The sequence below is a fragment of the Streptomyces sp. NPDC006711 genome (assembly GCF_042869775.1).
Taxonomy (GTDB): domain Bacteria; phylum Actinomycetota; class Actinomycetes; order Streptomycetales; family Streptomycetaceae; genus Streptomyces.
This window is the reverse complement of sequence record NZ_JBIAGO010000002.1, coordinates 795510-814686: the sequence shown is the minus strand read 5'-3', so window position 1 is coordinate 814686 and position 19177 is coordinate 795510. Positions and strand designations below refer to the sequence as shown.

14 protein-coding genes are annotated in these 19177 nt (G+C 71.7%); 4 read left to right on the top strand and 10 right to left on the bottom strand.

Going from position 1 to position 19177, the window contains the following annotated elements; genetic code table 11:
- Positions 1–136 precede the first annotated feature (136 nt).
- Complete coding sequence (gene lgt / locus ACFYM2_RS07670; protein ID WP_359007939.1) at positions 137–1006, top strand: prolipoprotein diacylglyceryl transferase; 870 nt, start codon at positions 137–139, stop codon at positions 1004–1006.
- A gap of 380 nt (positions 1007–1386) precedes the next feature.
- Here the strand turns inward: lgt and ACFYM2_RS07665 are convergent, their stop codons facing one another.
- From ACFYM2_RS07665 to ACFYM2_RS07650, 4 genes are all read right to left on the bottom strand, one after another.
- Complete coding sequence (locus ACFYM2_RS07665; RefSeq protein WP_388834181.1) at positions 1387–6288, bottom strand: DNA repair ATPase; 4902 nt, start codon at positions 6286–6288, stop codon at positions 1387–1389.
- A 75-nt stretch (positions 6289–6363) separates the two neighbouring features.
- A complete protein-coding gene (locus tag ACFYM2_RS07660; RefSeq protein ID WP_388834178.1) occupies positions 6364–8469 on the bottom strand; it encodes a flotillin family protein in 2106 nt (701 codons plus the stop codon).
- 78 nt (positions 8470–8547) lie between these two features.
- Positions 8548–9159, bottom strand: coding sequence for a hypothetical protein (locus tag ACFYM2_RS07655; protein WP_388834176.1), 612 nt, complete (start codon positions 9157–9159; stop codon positions 8548–8550).
- Positions 9160–9533: 374 nt separating this feature from the next.
- Positions 9534–10829 carry a phosphatase PAP2 family protein gene (locus ACFYM2_RS07650; RefSeq protein ID WP_388834173.1) on the bottom strand — a complete coding sequence of 432 codons (1296 nt, stop codon included), beginning with the start codon at positions 10827–10829 and terminating at the stop codon, positions 9534–9536.
- A 922-nt stretch (positions 10830–11751) separates the two neighbouring features.
- Between ACFYM2_RS07650 and ACFYM2_RS07645 the strand changes: the two genes are divergently transcribed.
- Positions 11752–12684, top strand: a complete 933-nt coding sequence (locus ACFYM2_RS07645; RefSeq protein WP_388834170.1) for a hypothetical protein — start codon at positions 11752–11754, stop codon at positions 12682–12684.
- Positions 12685–13134: 450 nt separating this feature from the next.
- The gene (locus tag ACFYM2_RS07640; RefSeq protein ID WP_388834167.1) at positions 13135–13791 is read left to right on the top strand and encodes a hypothetical protein; all 657 of its coding nucleotides are present in this window, start codon (positions 13135–13137) and stop codon (positions 13789–13791) included.
- Positions 13792–13815: 24 nt separating this feature from the next.
- Here ACFYM2_RS07640 and ACFYM2_RS07635 read toward each other — a convergent pair whose 3' ends face one another.
- Both ACFYM2_RS07635 and ACFYM2_RS07630 read right to left on the bottom strand, forming a co-directional pair.
- Positions 13816–14562 (bottom strand): hypothetical protein, encoded by a 747-nt coding sequence (locus ACFYM2_RS07635; protein ID WP_388834165.1) that lies wholly within the window; start codon positions 14560–14562, stop codon positions 13816–13818.
- A complete protein-coding gene (locus tag ACFYM2_RS07630) occupies positions 14559–14756 on the bottom strand; it encodes a hypothetical protein (RefSeq protein ID WP_359007793.1) in 198 nt (65 codons plus the stop codon). Before ACFYM2_RS07630 ends, ACFYM2_RS07635 begins: the two co-directional genes overlap by 4 nt.
- A 166-nt stretch (positions 14757–14922) precedes the next feature.
- On the opposite strand from ACFYM2_RS07630, the gene ACFYM2_RS07625 reads away from it, so the two are divergent.
- A complete protein-coding gene (locus ACFYM2_RS07625; protein ID WP_359007796.1) occupies positions 14923–16200 on the top strand; it encodes an FAD-dependent monooxygenase in 1278 nt (425 codons plus the stop codon).
- Between the two features lie 113 nt (positions 16201–16313).
- Here the strand turns inward: ACFYM2_RS07625 and ACFYM2_RS07620 are convergent, their stop codons facing one another.
- The 4 genes from ACFYM2_RS07620 to ACFYM2_RS07605 all read right to left on the bottom strand — a co-directional run bounded on the left by ACFYM2_RS07620 (position 16314) and on the right by ACFYM2_RS07605 (position 18971).
- On the bottom strand, positions 16314–17030 hold the full coding sequence (locus ACFYM2_RS07620) for a GAF and ANTAR domain-containing protein (RefSeq protein WP_388834162.1): 717 nt from the start codon (positions 17028–17030) through the stop codon (positions 16314–16316).
- 89 nt (positions 17031–17119) lie between these two features.
- A complete protein-coding gene (locus ACFYM2_RS07615) occupies positions 17120–17866 on the bottom strand; it encodes a GAF and ANTAR domain-containing protein (protein ID WP_359007801.1) in 747 nt (248 codons plus the stop codon).
- On the bottom strand, positions 17863–18525 hold the full coding sequence (locus ACFYM2_RS07610; protein ID WP_388461968.1) for a hypothetical protein: 663 nt from the start codon (positions 18523–18525) through the stop codon (positions 17863–17865). Before ACFYM2_RS07610 ends, ACFYM2_RS07615 begins: the two co-directional genes overlap by 4 nt.
- Positions 18522–18971 (bottom strand): STAS domain-containing protein, encoded by a 450-nt coding sequence (locus ACFYM2_RS07605; protein ID WP_359007807.1) that lies wholly within the window; start codon positions 18969–18971, stop codon positions 18522–18524. The genes ACFYM2_RS07610 and ACFYM2_RS07605 overlap by 4 nt, the downstream gene beginning before the upstream one ends.
- Between the last annotated feature and the right edge of the window lie 206 nt (positions 18972–19177).

The window sequence follows — 19177 nt, the reverse complement described above, 5'->3', positions numbered from 1 at the left end:
GCACCGGCCGGCGCGATGTCCGGCGACCCGAAGCGGCCGGACGGCCACGCGTCGGGGACGGCGGACCCCCAGGTACTGTCGGTGCGAGTCCACCCGGGGCCGCCCGGGCCGTCGGGGATGCCAAGGGGGCGCGTTCATGGTTCTGGCGTATCTGCCGAGTCCTTCCCAGGGGGTGTGGCACCTGGGGCCGATACCGATCAGGGCGTACGCGCTGTGCATCATCGCCGGTGTCTTCGCGGGCGTGTGGCTCACCCGGCGACGGTGGGCGGCGCGCGGAGGCAACCCGGACGACATCTCCGACATCGCGGTGTGGGCGGTGCCGTTCGGACTCCTCGGCGGCCGGCTCTACCACGTGATCACCGACCCGGAGCTGTACTTCACGGCGGGCCATCAGCCCATCAGGGCGCTGTACATCTGGGACGGCGGCCTCGGCATTCCCGGGGCCGTGGCGCTCGGCGCGCTGGGAGCCTGGCTCGGCTGCCGCCGCCGGGGCATCACCCTGGCCGACTTCGCCGACGCGGCCGCGCCCGGCCTCGTCCTGGCCCAGGCGATGGGCCGCTGGGGCAACTACTTCAACCAGGAACTGTTCGGCACCCCCACCTCCCTGCCGTGGAAGCTGCTGATCGACCCGGCCCACCGGCCCGACGACACACCCACCGTCGCCTTCTACCACCCGACCTTCCTGTACGAGTGCGTATGGGACCTGGGCGTCGTGGCGCTGCTCCTGTGGCTCGACCGGCGGTACGGCATGCGGCGCGGACGCCTCTTCGCGTGCTACGTCCTCGCCTACACCGCGGGGCGGGCCTGGATCGAGGCGCTGCGCGTCGACCACGCCAACCACTTCCTGGGCCTGCGCCTCAACGACTGGGTGTCCGTTGCCCTGTTCCTCGGCGCCGCCGCCTTCCTGATCCTCTCCCGCCGTCCCGCACCGGCCGACGGCGCCGCGATCGTGATGCCGGACAGTCCAGGCGAGCTGAACAAGGACAAGAAGGCGCCGGCCCCCTAGGTCGTGTCTTCAAAGTCCCGTCTGGCCGGCGGGGTCTGGCACGCACGCTCGCGGCGTTGTCGTCGGTCGCCGACTCCCCCAAGGTCTCGGCTCCGCTCGAACAGGGGGGACCCCCACCGCGTCGACTCCCTCCTCCGCCTTGCGATCGCACGCACCAGACCCCGCCGGCCCCGCCCTACGGGCGGACGACGCCACTTTGAAGACACTCCCTAGGGGGTGTCTGGTGGACCATGGCCGGGGCGCGGCGTCTGGCACGGCACCTCGCGGCGTTGCCGAATCGCCCCGATAGCTCCGCTATCGAGACACTCCGGCGCCTTGCGATGCACCGCACCAGACGCCGCGCCCTGACCGACCCTGATCCACCAGACACCCCCTAACCGTCAGGGCCCCGGCGTCGTCCTCGGGTGCGCCGCGTGCCGTACGCCCGGGTTGACCAGCGGGAAACGGGGATCGCCCGCCCTGGTGATGGCGGATTCGACGGCCGCGACGCGGTCCGCGAGCAGCCCGAGCGCGGCCACGGCCCGGGTGAGCGGGTCGTCCTCGGGGCCGCCGAGCGCTTGGGTGCGCACGTACGCGGAGGTGATCTCCGCCCAGCGGGCGGCCTGTTCGGCGGTGTGGCCGCCCCGCAGCGCGGCCAGCTTGAGCAGGTTGGACTCGGCGCCGGTGGTGAGCGTCTGGGCCTCGCCCGCGTAGTGGTCGTCGATGACGGCGGCGAGCTCGGCGTCGTTCATGACCGGGTCGATCCGTGCGGCGATCTTGTTCATGTCGCGGTACGAGCCCTGGAGCCGGAAGGGCGGCTCGGTGCGGCTGCTGTCGCTTTGGGCGGCCGAGGCGATATAGGCGGCGTTGACGGCGAGGACGGTGGCCCGGGCCGTGAGCAGATGCCGCAGCACGGCCACGATCCGCTCCAACTCGGCGGGTGGGTAAGGGTGGTTGAGCCGGTCGGCGCGGGCCGACGGGTCGCCGTCGGCGAGGCGCAGGAGCAGATCGAGATCGGCGCGGTCACGTCCCGCGAGCGGGGCGAGCACCGGGTTGGAGGTCAGCGCGTTCTCCACGAAGCTCAGCGCGAACACGCTCTCCTTGCCGGTGAGCACGTCGCCCAGGTTCCACACATCGGCCCGGTTGGCCAGCATGTCGGGGATGCGGAAGCGCTGCCCGGACTCGGTGTAGGGGTTGCCCGCCATGCAGATGGCGAAGCGCTTGCCGCGCAGGTCGTGGCTGCGGGTCCGCCCGTCCCGGACACCTTCCACACGGCGCGTGGCGTCGCACAGCGAGATGAACTTCTGTAGCAGCTCCGGTGAGGTGTGCTGGATGTCGTCGAGGTGGAGCAGGGTGTTGTTGCCCGTCTCAAGCGCGAAGTTGATCTTCTCGACCTCCCGGCGGGCGGTGGCGTTGGGCGCCTCGGCCGGGTCGAGCGAGGTGACCGCGTGGCCGAGGGCCGGCCCGTCGACCTTGACCAGGACCAGGCCGAGCCGGCTAGCGACGTACTCCATCAGGGTCGTCTTGCCGTAGCCCGGCGGGGAGATGAGCAGAAGCAGTCCGTTGTTGTCGGTGCGTCTGGTGGCGCCGCTCGCGCCGAGCTGCCTGGCCAGGCTGTCCCCGATGAGCGGCAGGAAGACCTCGTCGAGCAGACGGTTGCGGACGAAGGAGGACATGACCCGAGGCCGGTACTCCTCCAGGCGCAGCCGCTCGCGTTGGGCCGCGACGAGCGCCGTGCGCCGGCGCTGGTAGTCGCGGAAACCCACGGAGGTACGGGCGGTGAACTCCGCTGTCCGCGCGAGGAGTTCGTCGATGCGGACCGTGAGGGTGCGGTTCGCGCCGATGCGCGGGTGCGTGCCGAGCAGGCCCTCGACGGTGACGGAGAGCGGCGCGTCGCAGTCTCGGCGTGCGAGGTCCGGGCAGAGTTCGACGGCGACCGCTTCGGCGAGGTCCCCGGCGTCGGAGCTCTCGCCCGCCGCCGAGGCGTAGGAGGACAGCCACGCCTCGACGAGCTGGCGCCGGTCGGCAAGGGAGTCGAGAGCGGCCAAGTCCTCCTCGTAGGCCGAAGTCCCCGCCGCGCGGCGGAACTTGTCCAGGAGGTCACGGGTGGCACTGCGGGTGACGAACCCCTCGGGCGAGCAGGCCAGCTCCTCGAAAAGGTAGGCGGCGCCCTGAGCGGACCCGCCCAGGGCGCCGGCCAGTTCGGCCAGGAAGTCGGCGATGGCAGGGGAGGGGCCGAACGCCGCGCGTGCGCGGGCCAGCGACACCGCGCGCCGCGTCCACGTCTCCCGCTCGGGCCCGGTCGTGCGATGAGCCCAGAACAGCTGGGCCTGGGCGCGCGCCGACGGGGTGTGGCGCAGCAGCCCCGCGCCGTCGTGCAGCCGCAGGAGAGCTTCGAGGATGAGAGCGGCGTCGTGGTCGTGGACGCCCCGCTCATACCCCTCGTCGTACGCCGACTCGGCCGCCCGCCGCGCCAGTTGGAGCAGGTCCGCGCCGGCCAGCGCGGCGGCTCCGTGCTCGGTGAACAGGCGCGCCGCCAGATACTCGGCGCGGTAGACGTCGGCGTTCTCCGAGGGCAGCGTCTGCTCCCAGTAGGGCCGGGTGGCCAAGAACGCCGGGTCCTCGACGGGGGAGCGGTAGTCCGTGCCGGTCAGCGCGAAGGCCAGCCCTTCGCCGTCGGGGACCAGGGTGAGTTCGAGGGGCTGGGAGTTGACCGCGAACGCGTGCCGCCCGAGGCGCACGGTCCTGCCGCCGTCGCTGTACAACTCGGTACGGTCGCGAAGGGCGCGCCCGGCCTCCTCGCGGGCCGCCTTGAGGCGCCCCTGAAGTTCCTCCGCCCGCACCGGCTCGCCCAGTTCGCGCAGTTCCTCCGCGACCCGGCGCACCTTCGCGACCATGGGGTCGGACGCGAAATAGGTGTTGACCGCGTCCAGGTCGGCGAGCGCCGTCAGACGGCGGGCGATGGTGTCAAGGACCCGGGTGGCCGAGCGCGCCAGGCGTTCCGCGCGGCCTGCCAAGGCGTCGCGCAGTGTCTGCTCACGGGTCGAGAACGCCTCGTACACCTCGGTGCGTCGGGCGCCGAGCGCGGTCAGGGCGGCGTCGGATTCCGCGAACCGCGACTCCAGGTTCTCCAACCGCAGCAGAATTCCCGCGAGTTGTTCCTCGCAGTCCCCCGGGCTGGTGGCGGCCGCCAGCGCGCCGGTGACGGACTGCCCCAACAGGCCCATTTCCGCCGCGAATTCGGCGGCGCCCTCGTGCTCGCTCAGCTCACGGCGGCGCGCGTCGAGGATGGCGCGGGCCCGGTTGACGCCGCCCAGGACGTCCGCGATCCGCTCCAGGATCGAGGTGCGGACGGTCGCGTCGCCCGTGTCGAGCGCGGCCACCACCTCGGTGACCGTCCGCAGCCCCTCGGTCTGTTCGTCGAGCCGGGCGGCCACGGGGGCCGCGTCGGCGACCGTGGCGACCGTCTCGGCCCGCGCCGTGATCCGCTCGATGTCCTCGTGGTAGCCGGCGAAGGCGTCCTCGCGCGCCAGGAAGGCGACCGCGCGCTGGGCGAAGGCGGCGATGTCGCCCGTGACCCCTTTGGCGAGCTCGTCCACGCGTGCGGTGTCGGCGTACCGCAGCTCCTTCAGGGTGATCAAGTGGCCCTGTGCGGAGCGCAGTTCGGTGAGCCGGTCCACCCAGTCGGCCGCGTCGCGCGGTGCCTCGCCCCGGACCCGTCGTACGAGCGAGGCGATCGCGCCGGCGGCCTCGTCCACCGCGTCGTGGGCCCGCCGGGTGAGCGTCTGGACGGTCTCGAACTCGGCGAGCACCTGCTCGGCGGTGGCCCTGACCTCGTTCAACGGGCCCAGCAGGTCGCCCACGTCGGGATCGCCGAGCCAGTGGTGGGTGTCGGCGGCGCGTACGCAGGAAGCGAGCAGCGCCTCGTGGACACCGGTCGTGGGGGCGTCGGTCGCGGTGACCGCGCGGGCCAGCGAGAGGCAGTCGGAGATGCCGCGCACGAGATCCGCGTCGCCGAAGCGGGCCAGCGGTCCTGAGCCGGCGGTCCGGGTGGCGGCGTAGGTGTCGCTGACGTAGGGGGAGCGCCAGCGCTGGAGGGGGTGGACGCGGGCCGGCTCGGCGTCGCCCCGCGCGCCGTCCGCGCGCAGCACCCAGAGGGTGCCGTCCTCGAAGAGCGCGTAACCGTGGCAGGACAGCGGCGTGGTGATGGACTTGGCGATGACGTCGTAGGGCAGGAGCAGGCTGCGGCCATCGGCGCGGGCATGGAAGACGTACAGCACGTCCTGGCCGCCGGGCGAGCGCAGCGTCCGCTCGAACTCCAGGCCTTCGGTGGCAATTTCGAAGGTCTTGGCGGTGCCGTCCGCCAGGCAATAGCCGCCGGGGAAGACGATGCCCTGGTCGTCGGGGAGCAGACGGCACGCCTGCCCGATGCCGTCCAGGCGCACCACGGTCCTGGTGGCACGGTTGAAGACGAGATGGCGCGGCGCTTCCTCCTTGTAGGGGCGCACCCGCAGCAGGATCAGCTGCCCTGCGCGGGCGTACTCGACGTCCGCGTCGGCGAGGGACTGAAGGGGCTCCGCGACCGACTCGGTGTGGATGCCCGCGCCCGTCTCGGTGTCGTTCTCGGTCTTGACCGTGAGGGTCCCGCCGACTGTCGAGACGAACACCTCGCCGTCGATGGAGACGTGGGGGTGGCGGCCGAGGACGTGGTCCTCGCGGGTGGTGGCGGTCCACTCCACGTCCTGGGCGGGCGGGAAGACATGATCGCGCTCTCCCCGGTCGTCGAGGAAGGCGGCGCCGTCACCGTCCAGGGCCCAGCGCAGGACGCGGACGTCCTCACCGCTCTCACCCGTCCTGAAGACGGCAAGCAGCTTGCCCTCGACCAGCCGCAGCCGCAGGAGCCGGGCCTCGCGGTAGTAGCGGTGCAGCGCGGTGAACGCGCGGACGAACGCGGGATCGTCGAGCAGGCCGGGGACCGCGTCGTCGGGAAGCGGCTTGAGGTGGTGGTCGTACAGCGTGAAGACGTCACCGACCGCCGTCTCCTCCTTCAGGCCCGCGACGACGGTGCGCCCGAACAGCAGACGGCCGCCGACCGCCACGACGTCGCGGGCCACGGCGCTGTCCTCGGTGCGCAGCCGCTCGGTGCCGGCGAGGGCCAGCTCGGCGGAGCCGAACTCCTCGGTGCGGCGCGCATTGAGCGCTTCGGCCCTGCGGGCCAGCTCGGCGGCCTGCGCGGCCAAGCGGTCCCGCAGCACCTCATAGGTGCCCGCGTCCAGGGCGGACGAGGGGGACGTGCTGTTCATGGTGGAGCTCCCTGCGGGTGCGTACGGAGGGGATCCGGTGGCCGTCGCGGCGCGCGGCGGGCCCCGGACCGTGCGTCAGGCCGTGGCCGACCCGTTGACGGCGACGGCGGCGGCCGGCGCCGGGACGGGTGTGTCCTCGACCCCCAACCGCCCAGATCCGTCAGCCTTGTTGAGGAGATGGCTCAGCTGTCCGGCCTGGACGTCCCCGGAGTTCATCAGCTTCATCAACAGGGCCGACACCGTCAGGTTCTGTACGTCACCGCTCGACACCGAGCTCAGGACGCGGGTCAGGTCCTCGGGGAAGCTGGCGCTCCCGTCGAGCCAGGGCTCCGCGAGCGCCCGCGCCGTCTCGGAGTGCCGCACGAAGCCGTCGACGCTCTGGCCGAGGGCGATCGAGGAGATGAGCCGGTCGAAGAAGACGGACTCGCCGCCCACGATGTTGATGTCGGCGTTCTCCAGACCCGTCGCGAGGACCGAGGCCTGCGCCTCGGCGACCTGGCGCTGCGCGTCGAGCCCGGCCAGCCGGATCTCCTTCTCGGCCGCGAGGCGCAGCCGGTACTCCTCGTGTCCGCGCGAGGCGTCGTCGAGGGCGGCCATCGCCGCAGCCTTCTTGGTCAGGCCCTCGGCCTCGGCCTTCAGCTTCTCCCCGATCATCGCGGCGTCCGCCGCCGCCTGCGCCTGAGTGCCCTCGGCCAGCGCGAGCGCCTTCAGGCGCGCGCCCTCCGCCTCCGCCTTCAGGCGCGCCCCGGTCGCCTCCGCCTCGGCGCGCCCGGCCTTCTCGGTGACCTCGGCCTCCTTGTCGCGGACCTGGACCTGCGCGAGACCATCGGCGGCCGCCTCCGCCTGCAAACCCTCTGCGAGCCGCAGCTTGGCCCGCGCGTCGAGATCGGCGGACTTCAACCGGGCCTCGGCCAGGGTGAGTTGTTCGGCCGCGCGGTGCTTGGCCGCGGCCTCGGCGGCCTCCGCCGCCTTGATGTCCTTGACCAGCTTCTCCTGCGCCTCGGCCTCGGCGCCGATGATCACGGCCTGCCGGGTCCGCTCGGCCTCCTCCACCGTGCGGAGCTTCTTGATCGACTCCTCTTGCTCGGCGACCGTACGGTCCACCGCGATCCGCTCGCGCACCACATCGGCCACCTCGCGCCGCTCGGCCTCGACCTCCTTGTCCTTCGCGATCGCGGACAGTGCCGTCTCCCGCTCCCGGCCGATGACTTCGAGCATCCGGTCCTTCTCGATGCGCTCGTTCTCCACCGCGATGACCCGCTCGCGGTTCTTCTGCGCGACCGCGATCTCCCGCGCCTGGTTCTCGCGCTGCACCCCAAGCAGCTCCTCGGTCCGCAAGAACGCGGTCTGCGCGCCCAGGCGTTCCTCCTCCTGCACCTTGGACGTCGCGGCCTCCTCCCGCGCGCGCAGCGTCTCGACTTCCCGGTGCTGCTTGATCTCGGCCTCCGCCTGGCGGCGCTGGAGCTCCAGGATCGTCTCGCGGGCGTCCACGTTCTGCCGAGTGATCTCCTTCTCCTCGGTGCGCTGGAACTCATTGGTGCGTACGTGCTCGACGGTCGTCAGCTCGGTGATCTTGCGGATGCCCTGGGCGTCGAGGATGTTCGCCGCGTCCAGCTGCGACATCGGGGTCTGCTCCAGGTGGTCGATCGCGGCGTCGTCGAGGTGGTAGCCGTTCAGGTCGGTGCCGATGACGCGGATGATCCGGTCGCGGAACTCCTCGCGCTGGGTGTACAGGTCCACGAAGTCGAGCTGCTTGCCCACGGTCTTCAGCGCCTCGGAGAACTTCGCGGCGAAGAAGTCCTGGATGGCGACCCGGTCGCTGGCCCGCTGGGTGCCGATCGACTGGGCGACCTTGATGACGTCCTCGACGGTCTTGTTGACCCGGACGAAGAACGAGATGTGGATGTCGGCCCGGATGTTGTCCTGGCAGATCAGGCCCTCGCGCCCGGTGCGGCGGATCTCGATGGTCTTCACCGAGATGTCCATGTACTCGGCCTTGTGCAGCACCGGCAGGACCACGGCGCCGGTGAAGGTGACATCGACCTTCTTGGTCTTGGAGATGATCAGCGCCCGGCCCTGCTCCACCTTCCGGAACAGCTTGCCGACCACCAGGAGCAAGGTGACCGCGATGAGCAGGACAACGGCGACGAGTACGCCGATGCCCAGGGAAATGGCATCCATGAGACGTCCTTGGGACAGGGTGGAGTGAAAACGAGACGGTGTCCGGGTCCGGCGGGTCCGGCGGCCCTGGCGAACGCGTCAGGCGCGGGCGCGCGGGTCGAGCGCCGGATCGTAGGGCGCGACCCAGAAGAACTCGCCGTCGTCGTCGAACGCGTACAACAGGCCCGTGCTGCCCAGGCGCAGGGGGTCGGTGCCGCTCTGGCGGACCTGTACCAGGGCGGTCGATCCGTCGGGCGCCGCGACCTCCGCCTGACCGAACACGGCCGACACGGAACCGGTACGGATCGTGCAGGTCAGGCCGATGAAGTCGAGCCGGGACGGCGGCGGGTGGTCGGGCAGGAGGCGGCGCAGACAGCGGACCAGGAGGCGGGCGGCGACCCAGCCGGTCACCAGCGCCGCCGCCAGCACCCCGCCGCCCAGCGCGGCACGCAGCGAACCGGACGCCCCCGAGCGGCGTACGAGCACGCAGCCGGCGAGACTGGTGAACCAGGCGATCGCGGTCAGGAGCGACACCGAAACCGTCACCGGGACCCCGCCCACGCCGAACGCGCCGCCACGCACGTCCCCGTCGAACGCGCTGTGCTCGGCGGCGCCGACCAGCACGAGCAGCCAGAACACCACGACCACGACCAGCGCGGCGCTGAACAGCGCGGCGGGAAACCCGAACGCGGCGCCCCAGAACTCCCCCATCGCGGCGCCCCCTTCGTACCCGGCCACGGTGATGGCGGGCCACCGGGGTGCTCCGGTGCCAGGCGCGTACCGCGCGTTCGGCACCGGAGTCGTTCCCCCGTGTTCCCCCGCGCACATCTTGGCCAGGGCCGCGCCGGCGCGCACTGCCGGATCCCGGCAGTCTTTACGGCTGGACGCTGCCGGATACCGTCCCGGCCGCCACGGGCCGCAGGCGCCCCACGTCAAGAAAGCGCACGAAGCGCGTCAAAAAGCGCGGGCGGCACGTCAATGTGCGGCAGAACCGGCGACTGTGCGGGGGCCGACTGCGGGGGCAACTGTGCGGGGGCGCGGCGCACACGCGGGCACGGGGACCGCGTACCGCCGGCTCCGGCCCGCTACACCGGCTCGGGCTGCGGCTCCGGCCGCAGGGCCGGCACGTCCTTCGGCTCCCACGCGGCGGTGGTGCGCAGGTAGCCGAGGATGACGGACAGGAGCGCCAACACGACCAGAGGACCGCACACCCACGGGTGTTCCGCCATCGTCACCGGCAGATAGCGGTAGGAGGTGAGGAGCGCGGCGAAGACCGCCGTGCCGTAGGCGACCATCCGGATTCCCGAGCGGTCCCAGCCCCGGTCGAAGGCCCGCAGCGCCGTCTCGACGGTGAGCGCGAACACCACACCGGCCACGAGATCGACGCCGTAGTGGTAGCCGAAGGCCAGGGTCGCGCTGAGCGTGGCGACCAGCCAGAACGCCCCGGCGTACCGCAGCAGGCGCGGGCCTCTGCGGGAGTGGATGAAGATCGCGGTGGCCCACGCCGTGTGCAGGCTCGGCATGCAGTTGCGCGGGGTGATCCCGTCGTACGGAACCGGGTGCGGGACACCGATGGGCGGCGGTGTGTGCGGCCACAGGTTGGCCACCGCCCACTCGACGCCGCCGGTGCCGGAGGTGCCGGGCCCGTACGCGAAGATCGGGCCCACCACGGGGAAGATCATGTAGACGGCGGGCCCGAGGAGGCCGATCACCAGGAAGGTGCGCACCAAGTGGTGGCGTGGGAAGTGGCGTTCGGCGGCCACCCTGCGCAGCTGATACAGCGCGACGACGACCGCGGCCACCGCGAGCTGGGCGTAGACCACGTGCAGCACGTGGCCGCTCATGGGGCCCGCCGCCTTGAGCAGCCGGCCCGCGATCCACGACGGATTGCCCAGGGCGTGATCGGCGGTCGCCACATAGGGGTCGAGCACGGTGGGGCGGGTCTTGGAGGTGATGAGCAGCCAGGTGTCACCGGTCTTGCGGCCCGTCACCAGAAGCAGCCCGAGACCTACGCCTTTGAGCAGCAGCGCCCGCTCCTGCCCGCTGCGGCGCGCCAGCGCGAAGACCGCGCAGCCCACCATCGCCCACAGCGCGCCGTTGCCGAAGAACTGTCCTTCGGGCACCTGGACGTCGAGCGCCCAGCGCACCAGCACGAAGACGAGGTCGATACCGACGGCGGCGCCGGCCGCGACGAGCCGCTGCCGCCAGGTGAGCACCACCATCATCAGGGCGAGCCCGCCGTACAGCGGCCCCGGCTTCGGCGGCAGGACGAGCTCCCGCGCCTGGGCGGTGAGCGGCCCGGGTATGCCATGACGGCGGGCGACGATCTCCAGCGTGACGAAGAAGGCGAGGGCCGCCGCGGCCGCCGCGCCCCACAGCACCGTACGGGGCCGCCCGCGCGGGGCGAGCTCTGGCGTGCGCGATGTCCCTGGGGCTGTCCGCGAAGGTATGCGTATCAAGTGTCCGGCCGTCGTGATCGATGCTGTGCGGGCGGCCCGCCCCCCACGTGCAGATCGTCGCCCGGGGCGACGGAAGGGCGGGACGGCTGCTGGTCCCGGCTAGATCATGCCATTGGGGTCCCGCGACCGGTCCGGCGCCTTCGTCCATCTTTGTACGGGCGTTGTGCGGAGGCTGTACGGCGGCTGCGTGCGGCCTGTGCGGCGGCCGTCGCGGGGGGAGCGCGCCCGGCGGCCTGGGAGCCGGCGCGGCCGACCGGTGCGGGCGGTTGCGGCCTGGGCGAGCGCGACGGCGACACGGTCACGTGCGGCGGCCAGGGGCGGGGTAAGCGGTCCGGGATGCGCGATCGCGGCCCTGCACCGGGCGGTTAGAGCGGTACTTTCCGGGCCGGCACTTCGGCGCGGGTCCACCGGGCCTCCGCGTGCTGCCGGAATCCGGGGCGGGGAGCCGCGTCGTCCCGAATGCGGTCCAGCGCGGTGAGCAGAATGATAAGCGGTTCACCGGCGTATTCCAAGGTGACGACCCGTCCCGATTGTTCGAGGTATACGTCGGGCGTAAGAGTGTCCTTTCCGGCGTTGCTCGCGGAGTACATCATCCAGGTCCCCAGGCGACGCAGCAAAGGCGTTTTGATTTCGTGCACGCCCCTTCAACGACACTCGTCGGCGGAAGGATTGGACCATTCGGGGGCCGGGCGCCCCGCGTGACGCCCCGCGCGGTCGGGGCCATAGGGGCCAATCGAGTGGCGATCGATTCGGAGCGGAGCCGATCAGGCTCCGGGACGTTAGGTGCGGTATGGAACCTAGGCAATTGTGGGAACGTCACGCAGTGCTTGCGAGGGCGTTTTGTATGAGCGATGACCACGTGCGCGAAACCCGGGTGTCGCTGGATGAGGCGCAGGCCAACCGGAGCCAGACGCTGGCCGCGTTCGCCGTCACCGTGGGAAGCGACGGAGTGGTGGCGGGACTGCTCGGGCTGCATGAACGTGAGGTACGGCAGGCCCGGCGCTCGGTGGGCAAGGAGAACGCGCGCAACGTCGCCGATTCGCTTCTCGTTCCGCCGCCGCGTCCGCAGGAAGAACCTGTTCCCGAGGCGTGTGACGCCTTCGAGCCGCAGGTCGCCGCTCAGGCCTACCCCCAGCCCATGGCGGCGCCCCTCGGGTCACCCCCCGCGGGGCCGGGCCCGCAGGGGCAGCAGCACGGCTGGCCGCAGCCCCCGCACGCGCAGAGCGCCCAGGCTCCGCCGGCACCGGCGCAGGCCGGCCAGAATCAAGCGCCGCCTCCGGTCGCGCAGGACGCGTACGACCCGACGGCGGGCTCCTCCGCCAGGTCACAGGGGTCCGCGTATCCGGCGGCGGGCGGACAGCAGTGGACGGCCGCGCTGGACGCGCTGCTGGTCAACAGCTGGCAGCAGGGCCTCGACCTGACCGTGCTGGCCAGCCAGTTCGGGCTCGAGCTGGTGCAGCTGGTGTCCCGGGTGCAGCAGCTGTCCGCCGAGGGACGCCTCAGCGAGCAACAGGTCCGGGAGTCGGGCCGGCACCGCCGTTCCCGTGGACACGCGGCACCGGAGGACGACCCCGGATACGACGAGGGATCGTCCGAGCACCGCAGATATACGCCTTCCGGTATGGGCGTCGTGCCACCCCAGCCGCTCGCCAATCATCCGGGCGCCTGGTCGCAGGAGTATTACGAGCCCTATGTTCCGGCCGACCCCCCGACGGTCGCCTACAACTGGGACGGGATCCTCAACCATTGGCAAATGGCGTCTCCCGGCTCGCAGTAGCCTCAGGTGCGGCGGTGGCCGATCAGGCCGAGGGGTGCGTGTTTCATCCGGCCCACCGCCGCACATCGCTGGGGAAGCTATCGTTCATATGCCCGTCCATAATTCTCCGGATCGTTCCCGTATCCGGTATCCCGTACCTCGTATCCCGTATCCCGTATCCCGTGTTCCGCGTTTATGCGGCGCGGCGCCATACCTGTCCGTGCGGGGCGCATGGGGAAACGTTTTTCCGCAGGGCGGTTCGCCGAGCCGGGAATTGTCGACAGTAATCGCCAGGCCTTTGAGCGATACGGAACACGCCTCCCCAATGCGCCGCTCTGCGCCCCGCTATTCGGTGTAACATCCCGAGCAAAAACGTTATTTTGATTCCGGGGCAGGGTCCCGTGACCTCTCCACTCGTTTTCTCAGATGTCCAAGATGGGCAGACATGAGACTCGTGGAGGTAAAATCATTATGGCTGTCAGCTGGGCGAGACGGATCGCCGTCATCGAACCCGCCCCCAGGACCGTGCGCTACGCGAGGTATCTCGCCCCGCACTGGAAAGGACTGACCCGCCTGGAGAGCGACAATTGCATTGGCCTCTTTCCCGCGGTGCTGCTCTTCACCCTGGCCGCCCTGAGCCTTTTCGGCGCCGGCGGCGCCGCCCTCGCGTGGCTGACCGACGAACTGACCGGACACCGCAGGCTCCCTTACCTGTGGCTGGTGTTCGACGCCCTCGCGGCCGCGAGCCTGGCGGTGTCGTACTGGCTCGTGAGCCGCTATGCCCTGCGCTTCTACGAGGCCGAACCGTCCTCGTCGCCGACCTGGCGGCTCGTCACGATCGCCAACACCGCCTGGCGGTGTCTGCCCGCCCACCACCGGGACGCCCAGAAGCCCCGGCTGCGGGCCATCAACACCGCCGCCCGGCTGCTGCTCACCGACCCGGACGACTCCCACACCCACCGCGTTCTCACCGAACACGCTGATGCCCTACGCCACCTTGCCACCACCGTGCTCCACGAGACACAGCAGGATCAGCAGGATCAGCAGGACCTCGGCGGACCCGCCCTCCCCTTCGCCCGCTCGGGGCGGCTGAAGGCGGGCCAGGCCGCGCCCGCCCGCGCGCAGTAGCCACCCGCCCCTGCCGCTCGGCGGCTAGGAGCGGACGGGGACCCGGCCGGCGACGCGGGTGAGGGCGCAGTCGCCGCACAGCGCGCCCCTGCGGTCCGGGGCGGCCCGGTAGATCAGGCAGCAACTCCTGCGCCGGAACGCCCCGTTGGCGGAAGTCGTGGCGCTGCCGCGAAGGGCGGGCCCCGCCAGGAGATGTGCGACGACGGCGCGGCCGCGTGCGCCGAGGGCGGGCCGGGCGGCGGCGATCATGGTGGCGGCGCCGTTGAGCGCCGAGGCGAGATTGCCCCGCAGGATGTGCGGGGAGAGCGCGAACGGCCCCATGGTGACGGCGAGTTCGGCGAGCGGGCCCTCGATGACGGCTGCCAGGCTCTCCGGTCCGGCGCAAGCGGAGGCGAACCCCGTGTCCGGCAGGGACACGGGGACGGGGCCGCCGAGGACCGGCTGCCAGTACACCTCCGTGAGGGCGAACGTCAGGGAAGCTCCGCGCAGGACGAAGGCGGCGAGCGCGGGTGACACCAGCCGAGCGGCCAGACCGAGATGCGTCACGGACGCGGCCACGCGCGCCTCGACCGCGTCGGGCCGCTGCCCGCCGGCCGTGGCGAGCCGGTCCCGTACGGCCGACACACGATCCCCGATCGCGGCGGCGGACATCGGCTGCCAAGGCGCGGCCGGCGGAGCGGCCACGGGGTGGGCGCCGAGGGCGAAGAACGGCCCGAGCGCGCTGACCTCGGAAGCGATCACCGCGCCGGCCGCCGCCGGTCCGGGCGTCACGCGGCGACGGGGGCCGGACCCCGCGTGCCCGCGCCGGCGGCTGCCCCGCAGGGGCCGAGCGGACGCTCGGCCAAGGGGCCGTAGAACGGCCCGATGGCGGCCCACGGGAGGAGCTGCGCGGCCACCGGGAAGAGGCGGAAGGGGAACAGTACGTCGGCGGCGGCGGGGGAGCCGGGGTGGACGATCACGCGCATGGCGTCCTTGAGGGGCAGAGGTGTCTCGGTGGCCTGGTTGCCGAGTCTTGCGTGTTGTGGGCGAGTTGCCGGGTCGAAGGCAGGATCAGTATGCCCCCGCCGATCGCGACGGCGATCGTCAACTTGGCGGTAAACGATCGTGGTCATCGGTGCGGGCTGCCCTAGCATGCCCGGGAAGCAGGCCTGGTCGTCCGAGAACCCCCGGAGCACGAAGTGGCCCCTGTCCCGCCCCTGCCGGTCACGCTCAAGGACCCGACGGCCAGGACGAGGACGGCGCCGCCGTCACGGCGGACGCGGCGATGATCCTCATCGCGCGCGACCGTCAACGTGCCGACCCCGCACTGCCGCCGGAGGGCACCTACGCGCCCGCGCGACGCGGACAAGAACTCATTTCATCGTCCGCGAACAGGTCCTGAAGCACCCCAGGGTCAGCGTGCGCACGCACACCAGGGCCGTCGGGCTGCTCGGCGACCGTCGCGGTGTCACGGGCATACGGGTCCGCGCCGCCGAGGGCCCGGAATCCGATCTCCACGCCGATCTGGTCATCGATGCCTCTGGCCGGGCGACCCGCACGCCCCAGTGGCTCACCCGTCTGGGCATCACCGGGCTCACGCAGGACGACGTCAACTCCGTTCTGGCGTACGCCAGTCGGATGTATCGCGCACCCGTGCCGACCGACGGATGGCCCGTGATCGGCGTGCAGGGCGACCCGGGTCTGCCCCGGCCCGCGACGGCCGGTGGCATTCTGCCCATCGAAGGGGACCGGTGGCACGTCAGCCTGATGGGCGCTCCCGGCGCGCACCCCACGCGTGACACGGACGCCTTCGAACCCTTCGCCCGTACGCTGCGCCACCCCCTGCTCGCCGAGCTCCTGACACACGCGGAACCCCTCACCGACGTCAGCCTCACCCACAGCACCGCCAACCGGCGCTACTACTACGAACGCCTGCGCACCTGGCCCACGGGGTTGATAGCCCTCGGGGACTCGGCCGCAGCCTTCAATCCCGTGTACGGGCAGGGCATTTCGGTGGCGGCGCAGGGAGCCGTCGCCCTGCGCGACCTGCTCTCGGGCGGCCTTGCCCCGGATCTCGCTCGCAGAGCCCAGCGCGCCATCAGCCGCCCCATCGACAGTGCGTGGGCCCTCGCCACCGGACAGGACATCCACTTCTCCACCACGACGGGCAGGGGCCCGAACCTCGCCGACCGCCTCCTGCACCGCTACGTCAGCCGACTGTCCCGCACCTCGACGGGCTCCTTCCACGCCGCCACGGCCCTGACCGACGTCCTCTCCCTCCAGGCCCCGCCCACCACGCTTCTCACCCCAGGCGTTCTCCTGTCAGCTCTCCGCGGCCCCCTCCGCCCACCCTGCAAGGGCCCCCAGTTCACCCCGGCCGAACGCGCCCTCCTCAAGACCCTGGGACAGCCTCCACAGACCTCCGGATAGACGTGTCCCGCAACCGCGATGCGTTCGGCAGTTCGGTACGTCATCGGTGCGTGCCGGCGCCCCCTCTGCTCATGGACGGCGGGTGTGCGCCCGGGGATGGCCGGCGGGGACGGTCAGGCGCCCAGTCCGGCCAGGGGCTCGGCGTCGTTGACGAAGACTCGGGCGATGTCGGACAGGCGGCGGTTGTGGGCCCGGGCGTAGCCGCGCAGGGCGGTGAACGCCTGCTCCATGTCGATGCCGTGGCGTTCGGCGAGTTTGCCTTTGGCCTGTTCGATCAGGACGCGGCTGTTGAGGGCGTTCTGGAGCTGCTCGTTGAGGACGGTGCTGCGGTGGCTTGAGCGTTGTTGGAGAAGACTGATGGTGGCGACGTCGGCCAGGGCCTGGGCGATGGAGGTGCCGTCCGGGTCGAAGGGCCCGGGGTCGGTGTGGAAGAGGTTGAGGGCGCCGACGACTTCGTCGCGCAGACGCATGGGGAGGGCCTGGACCGCCTCGAACCCATGAAGCCCGGCCTGTGTGGTGAAGCGCGGCCAGCGGTCGGACTCTCTGCGCAGATCGGGGACGGTCGTGGGTGTTCCCGTGCGGTAGCAGTCCAGGCAGGGGCCTTCGTCGTTCTGGAGCTGGAAGAGTTCAAGGAGGCGTACTTGTTCGTCGGAGGCGGCCATGACGCGGAGTTCGCCGTCGCGGTCCGCGAGCAGGACACCTGCGGCGCTGGCACCGAGCATGCCGACGCAGCGGTCGGTGAGCAGGCGCAGGAAGTCGATCAGGTCGAAGTCGGCGACCAGGTTGTCCGCCAGCTCGACGAAGGTTTTGGCCAGGAGTCGCTCATTCATCGCCTACACCCCTGATGGAGGTCGGTTGCGCCCGAACGGGCCGGGGAACGCCTGTGGTCCAGCGGACCACGCACGGGAACTGGCCGTCCTCATCGGCCCTCCTCGGTCCGCTTGGGCTCCATGCCCGGGGAGAAGCGCAGGCGGTGGGAGACTATGTCGGAGGCCACGTCGGCGAGCCGGTGTCCGTGGGCGAAGGCGTGCGCGCGCAGCCGGATGAACGCCTCCTCGATCCCGACGCCGAGCTGAACCGTGAGCATGCCGGTGGCCTGGTCGATCTCGGCCCGGTACGCGCCCAGGTCGTCACGGCTCCCCACCGGCCCCGTATCGCCGGAGTCGATCCGGGCGTCGAGCAGGAGCAGCGTCGCGGTGTCGGCGAAGGCCTGGGCGTCGGCGAGCGCGTCGGGGCCCAGCTCGACCGGCACGTCGGCGTAGAGGTCAAGGACCCCCGGACTGATCGCCCCGATCTGCAAGGGGAGCGCGAAGACCGCCCGCGCGCCCGCCTCCAGGGCGGCGTCGGCGAACACCGGCCAGCAGTCCTGGAGTTCACTCGTGAGCAGGTCGGGCGTAAGGATCGCCGAGCCATGGGCGAAGGCGTCCACGCACGGCCCCTCACCCAGGGTGAGCTGAAGCTCCTCGAGCCGTGCACTGATCTCGTCGGTGCTGCACATGGGATGGCTGGCCGTGTCCGTGAACATCGCGGACAGGCCGGCGCCGTCGACCGGCAGCGTGGCGACCGCGGCGGTGCACACGTCCACGACCCCGACCCGGGCATCGCGCAGGGCCGCCTGCCGGGCGACGAGCGCCTGGATCCGGGACGACCGGCTGTGGGGCGTCACGCGGTCCTCCGGGGCCGGCTGGGACGCGGAGGTTCCGCCGGCCCGAGGGATCGTTTCGCGAAGCGGAGAATCAGGGCCCGGAGCGGCGGTGGACCGGTCGGGTTCCACGCTGTTCCGATGTCCTGCCAGCCTCCGGACCGGAAGCCGGCGAGGGCCGGCAGGTCAGCTGGGTCCACCAAGGCCGCGCCCAGCGATGCCCGGCGGCCGGTCAGGAGCCGTTCCTGTAGTCGGCAGGCCAGCTCCCCGCCCGCGCGGTGCGGCCGGACCAGGATCTCGGAGATCGCGAAGACGTCGCCGGAGGTGGTGAGCCGCGCGACGTCGCAGGGGAGCGTTCCGTCGAACCCGAACCACCACCGTCCGTCGCTGGGAAGGGGGAATCCGAAGGCACACCCCACCAGGTGATCGGTCTCCGCGATCACGAGGACGAACCCCGGTCGCCGGATGTCGGCGGCGAGGCGACGCAGGAAGAGGGTCCGTCGGAGGCCGCAGTGCGTCTCACCGACCCTCACCCGGCGGGCCTCGGTATAGAGATGTGCCAGGTCCTCCCGCAAGTCCTGGGCCCGCCCGCGGCTCACCCGGCGCAGCCGCACGGAGGCCATGAGGTAGGGGTCGTCGTGCCTGGGCGTGTGGGCCAGCTCCGGCCAGGGCCGACCGCTCACAGCACATCACCTGTGACGGCGGGTCCCCAGGACGCGAGCCGGCGCAGTGCTCCGCGGCAGCCTGTCGGCGGCGAAACCGGTGTCGCGGTGAGGGGGCCGTCCCCAGGGGAAGGGGATTGCCGGCCGAACGGATCCTCAAGGAAGAGGAATTCGGTGCTCGTGACCCTGGCCATCCAGGCCAGCGTGGGTGGCGGATGGTGCAGCAGCAGGCATCCGCCGAGCGAGGCGGTCCGCCGCGCCGCCCAGAGGAAGGCGTTGAGCCCGCTCACGTCGCAGAAGGTGAGCGGGGTGAGGTCGACGTCGATCGTACGGATGCCGTCGCGCAGGCACTGTTCCAGGGCCTCGCGTAACTGCGGGACGGTCTCCAGGTCGATCTCGCCTGCCAGGGTGATCAGCGACCGTTGCCTTCTGTCGTGGCGGTAGGTGTTCAGCTGGGGCAGGGGCATGACGCCTCGGTTCGGTAGACCCACCGGGCAGTGCCAAGGGCGGAGCCGGACTCACGGCCGCTCTTGGCACGCTGTCGACAGGGGCGTACTAACGGCGGAGGCAGACCGGCGGCCGGCCCGACAACCCGGTACCGGGAGCGGGACCCGCACGGTTTACCTCGGGAGATGCACGGGTGACCGGACGGAGGGTCCGTCCCCCGAGCCTC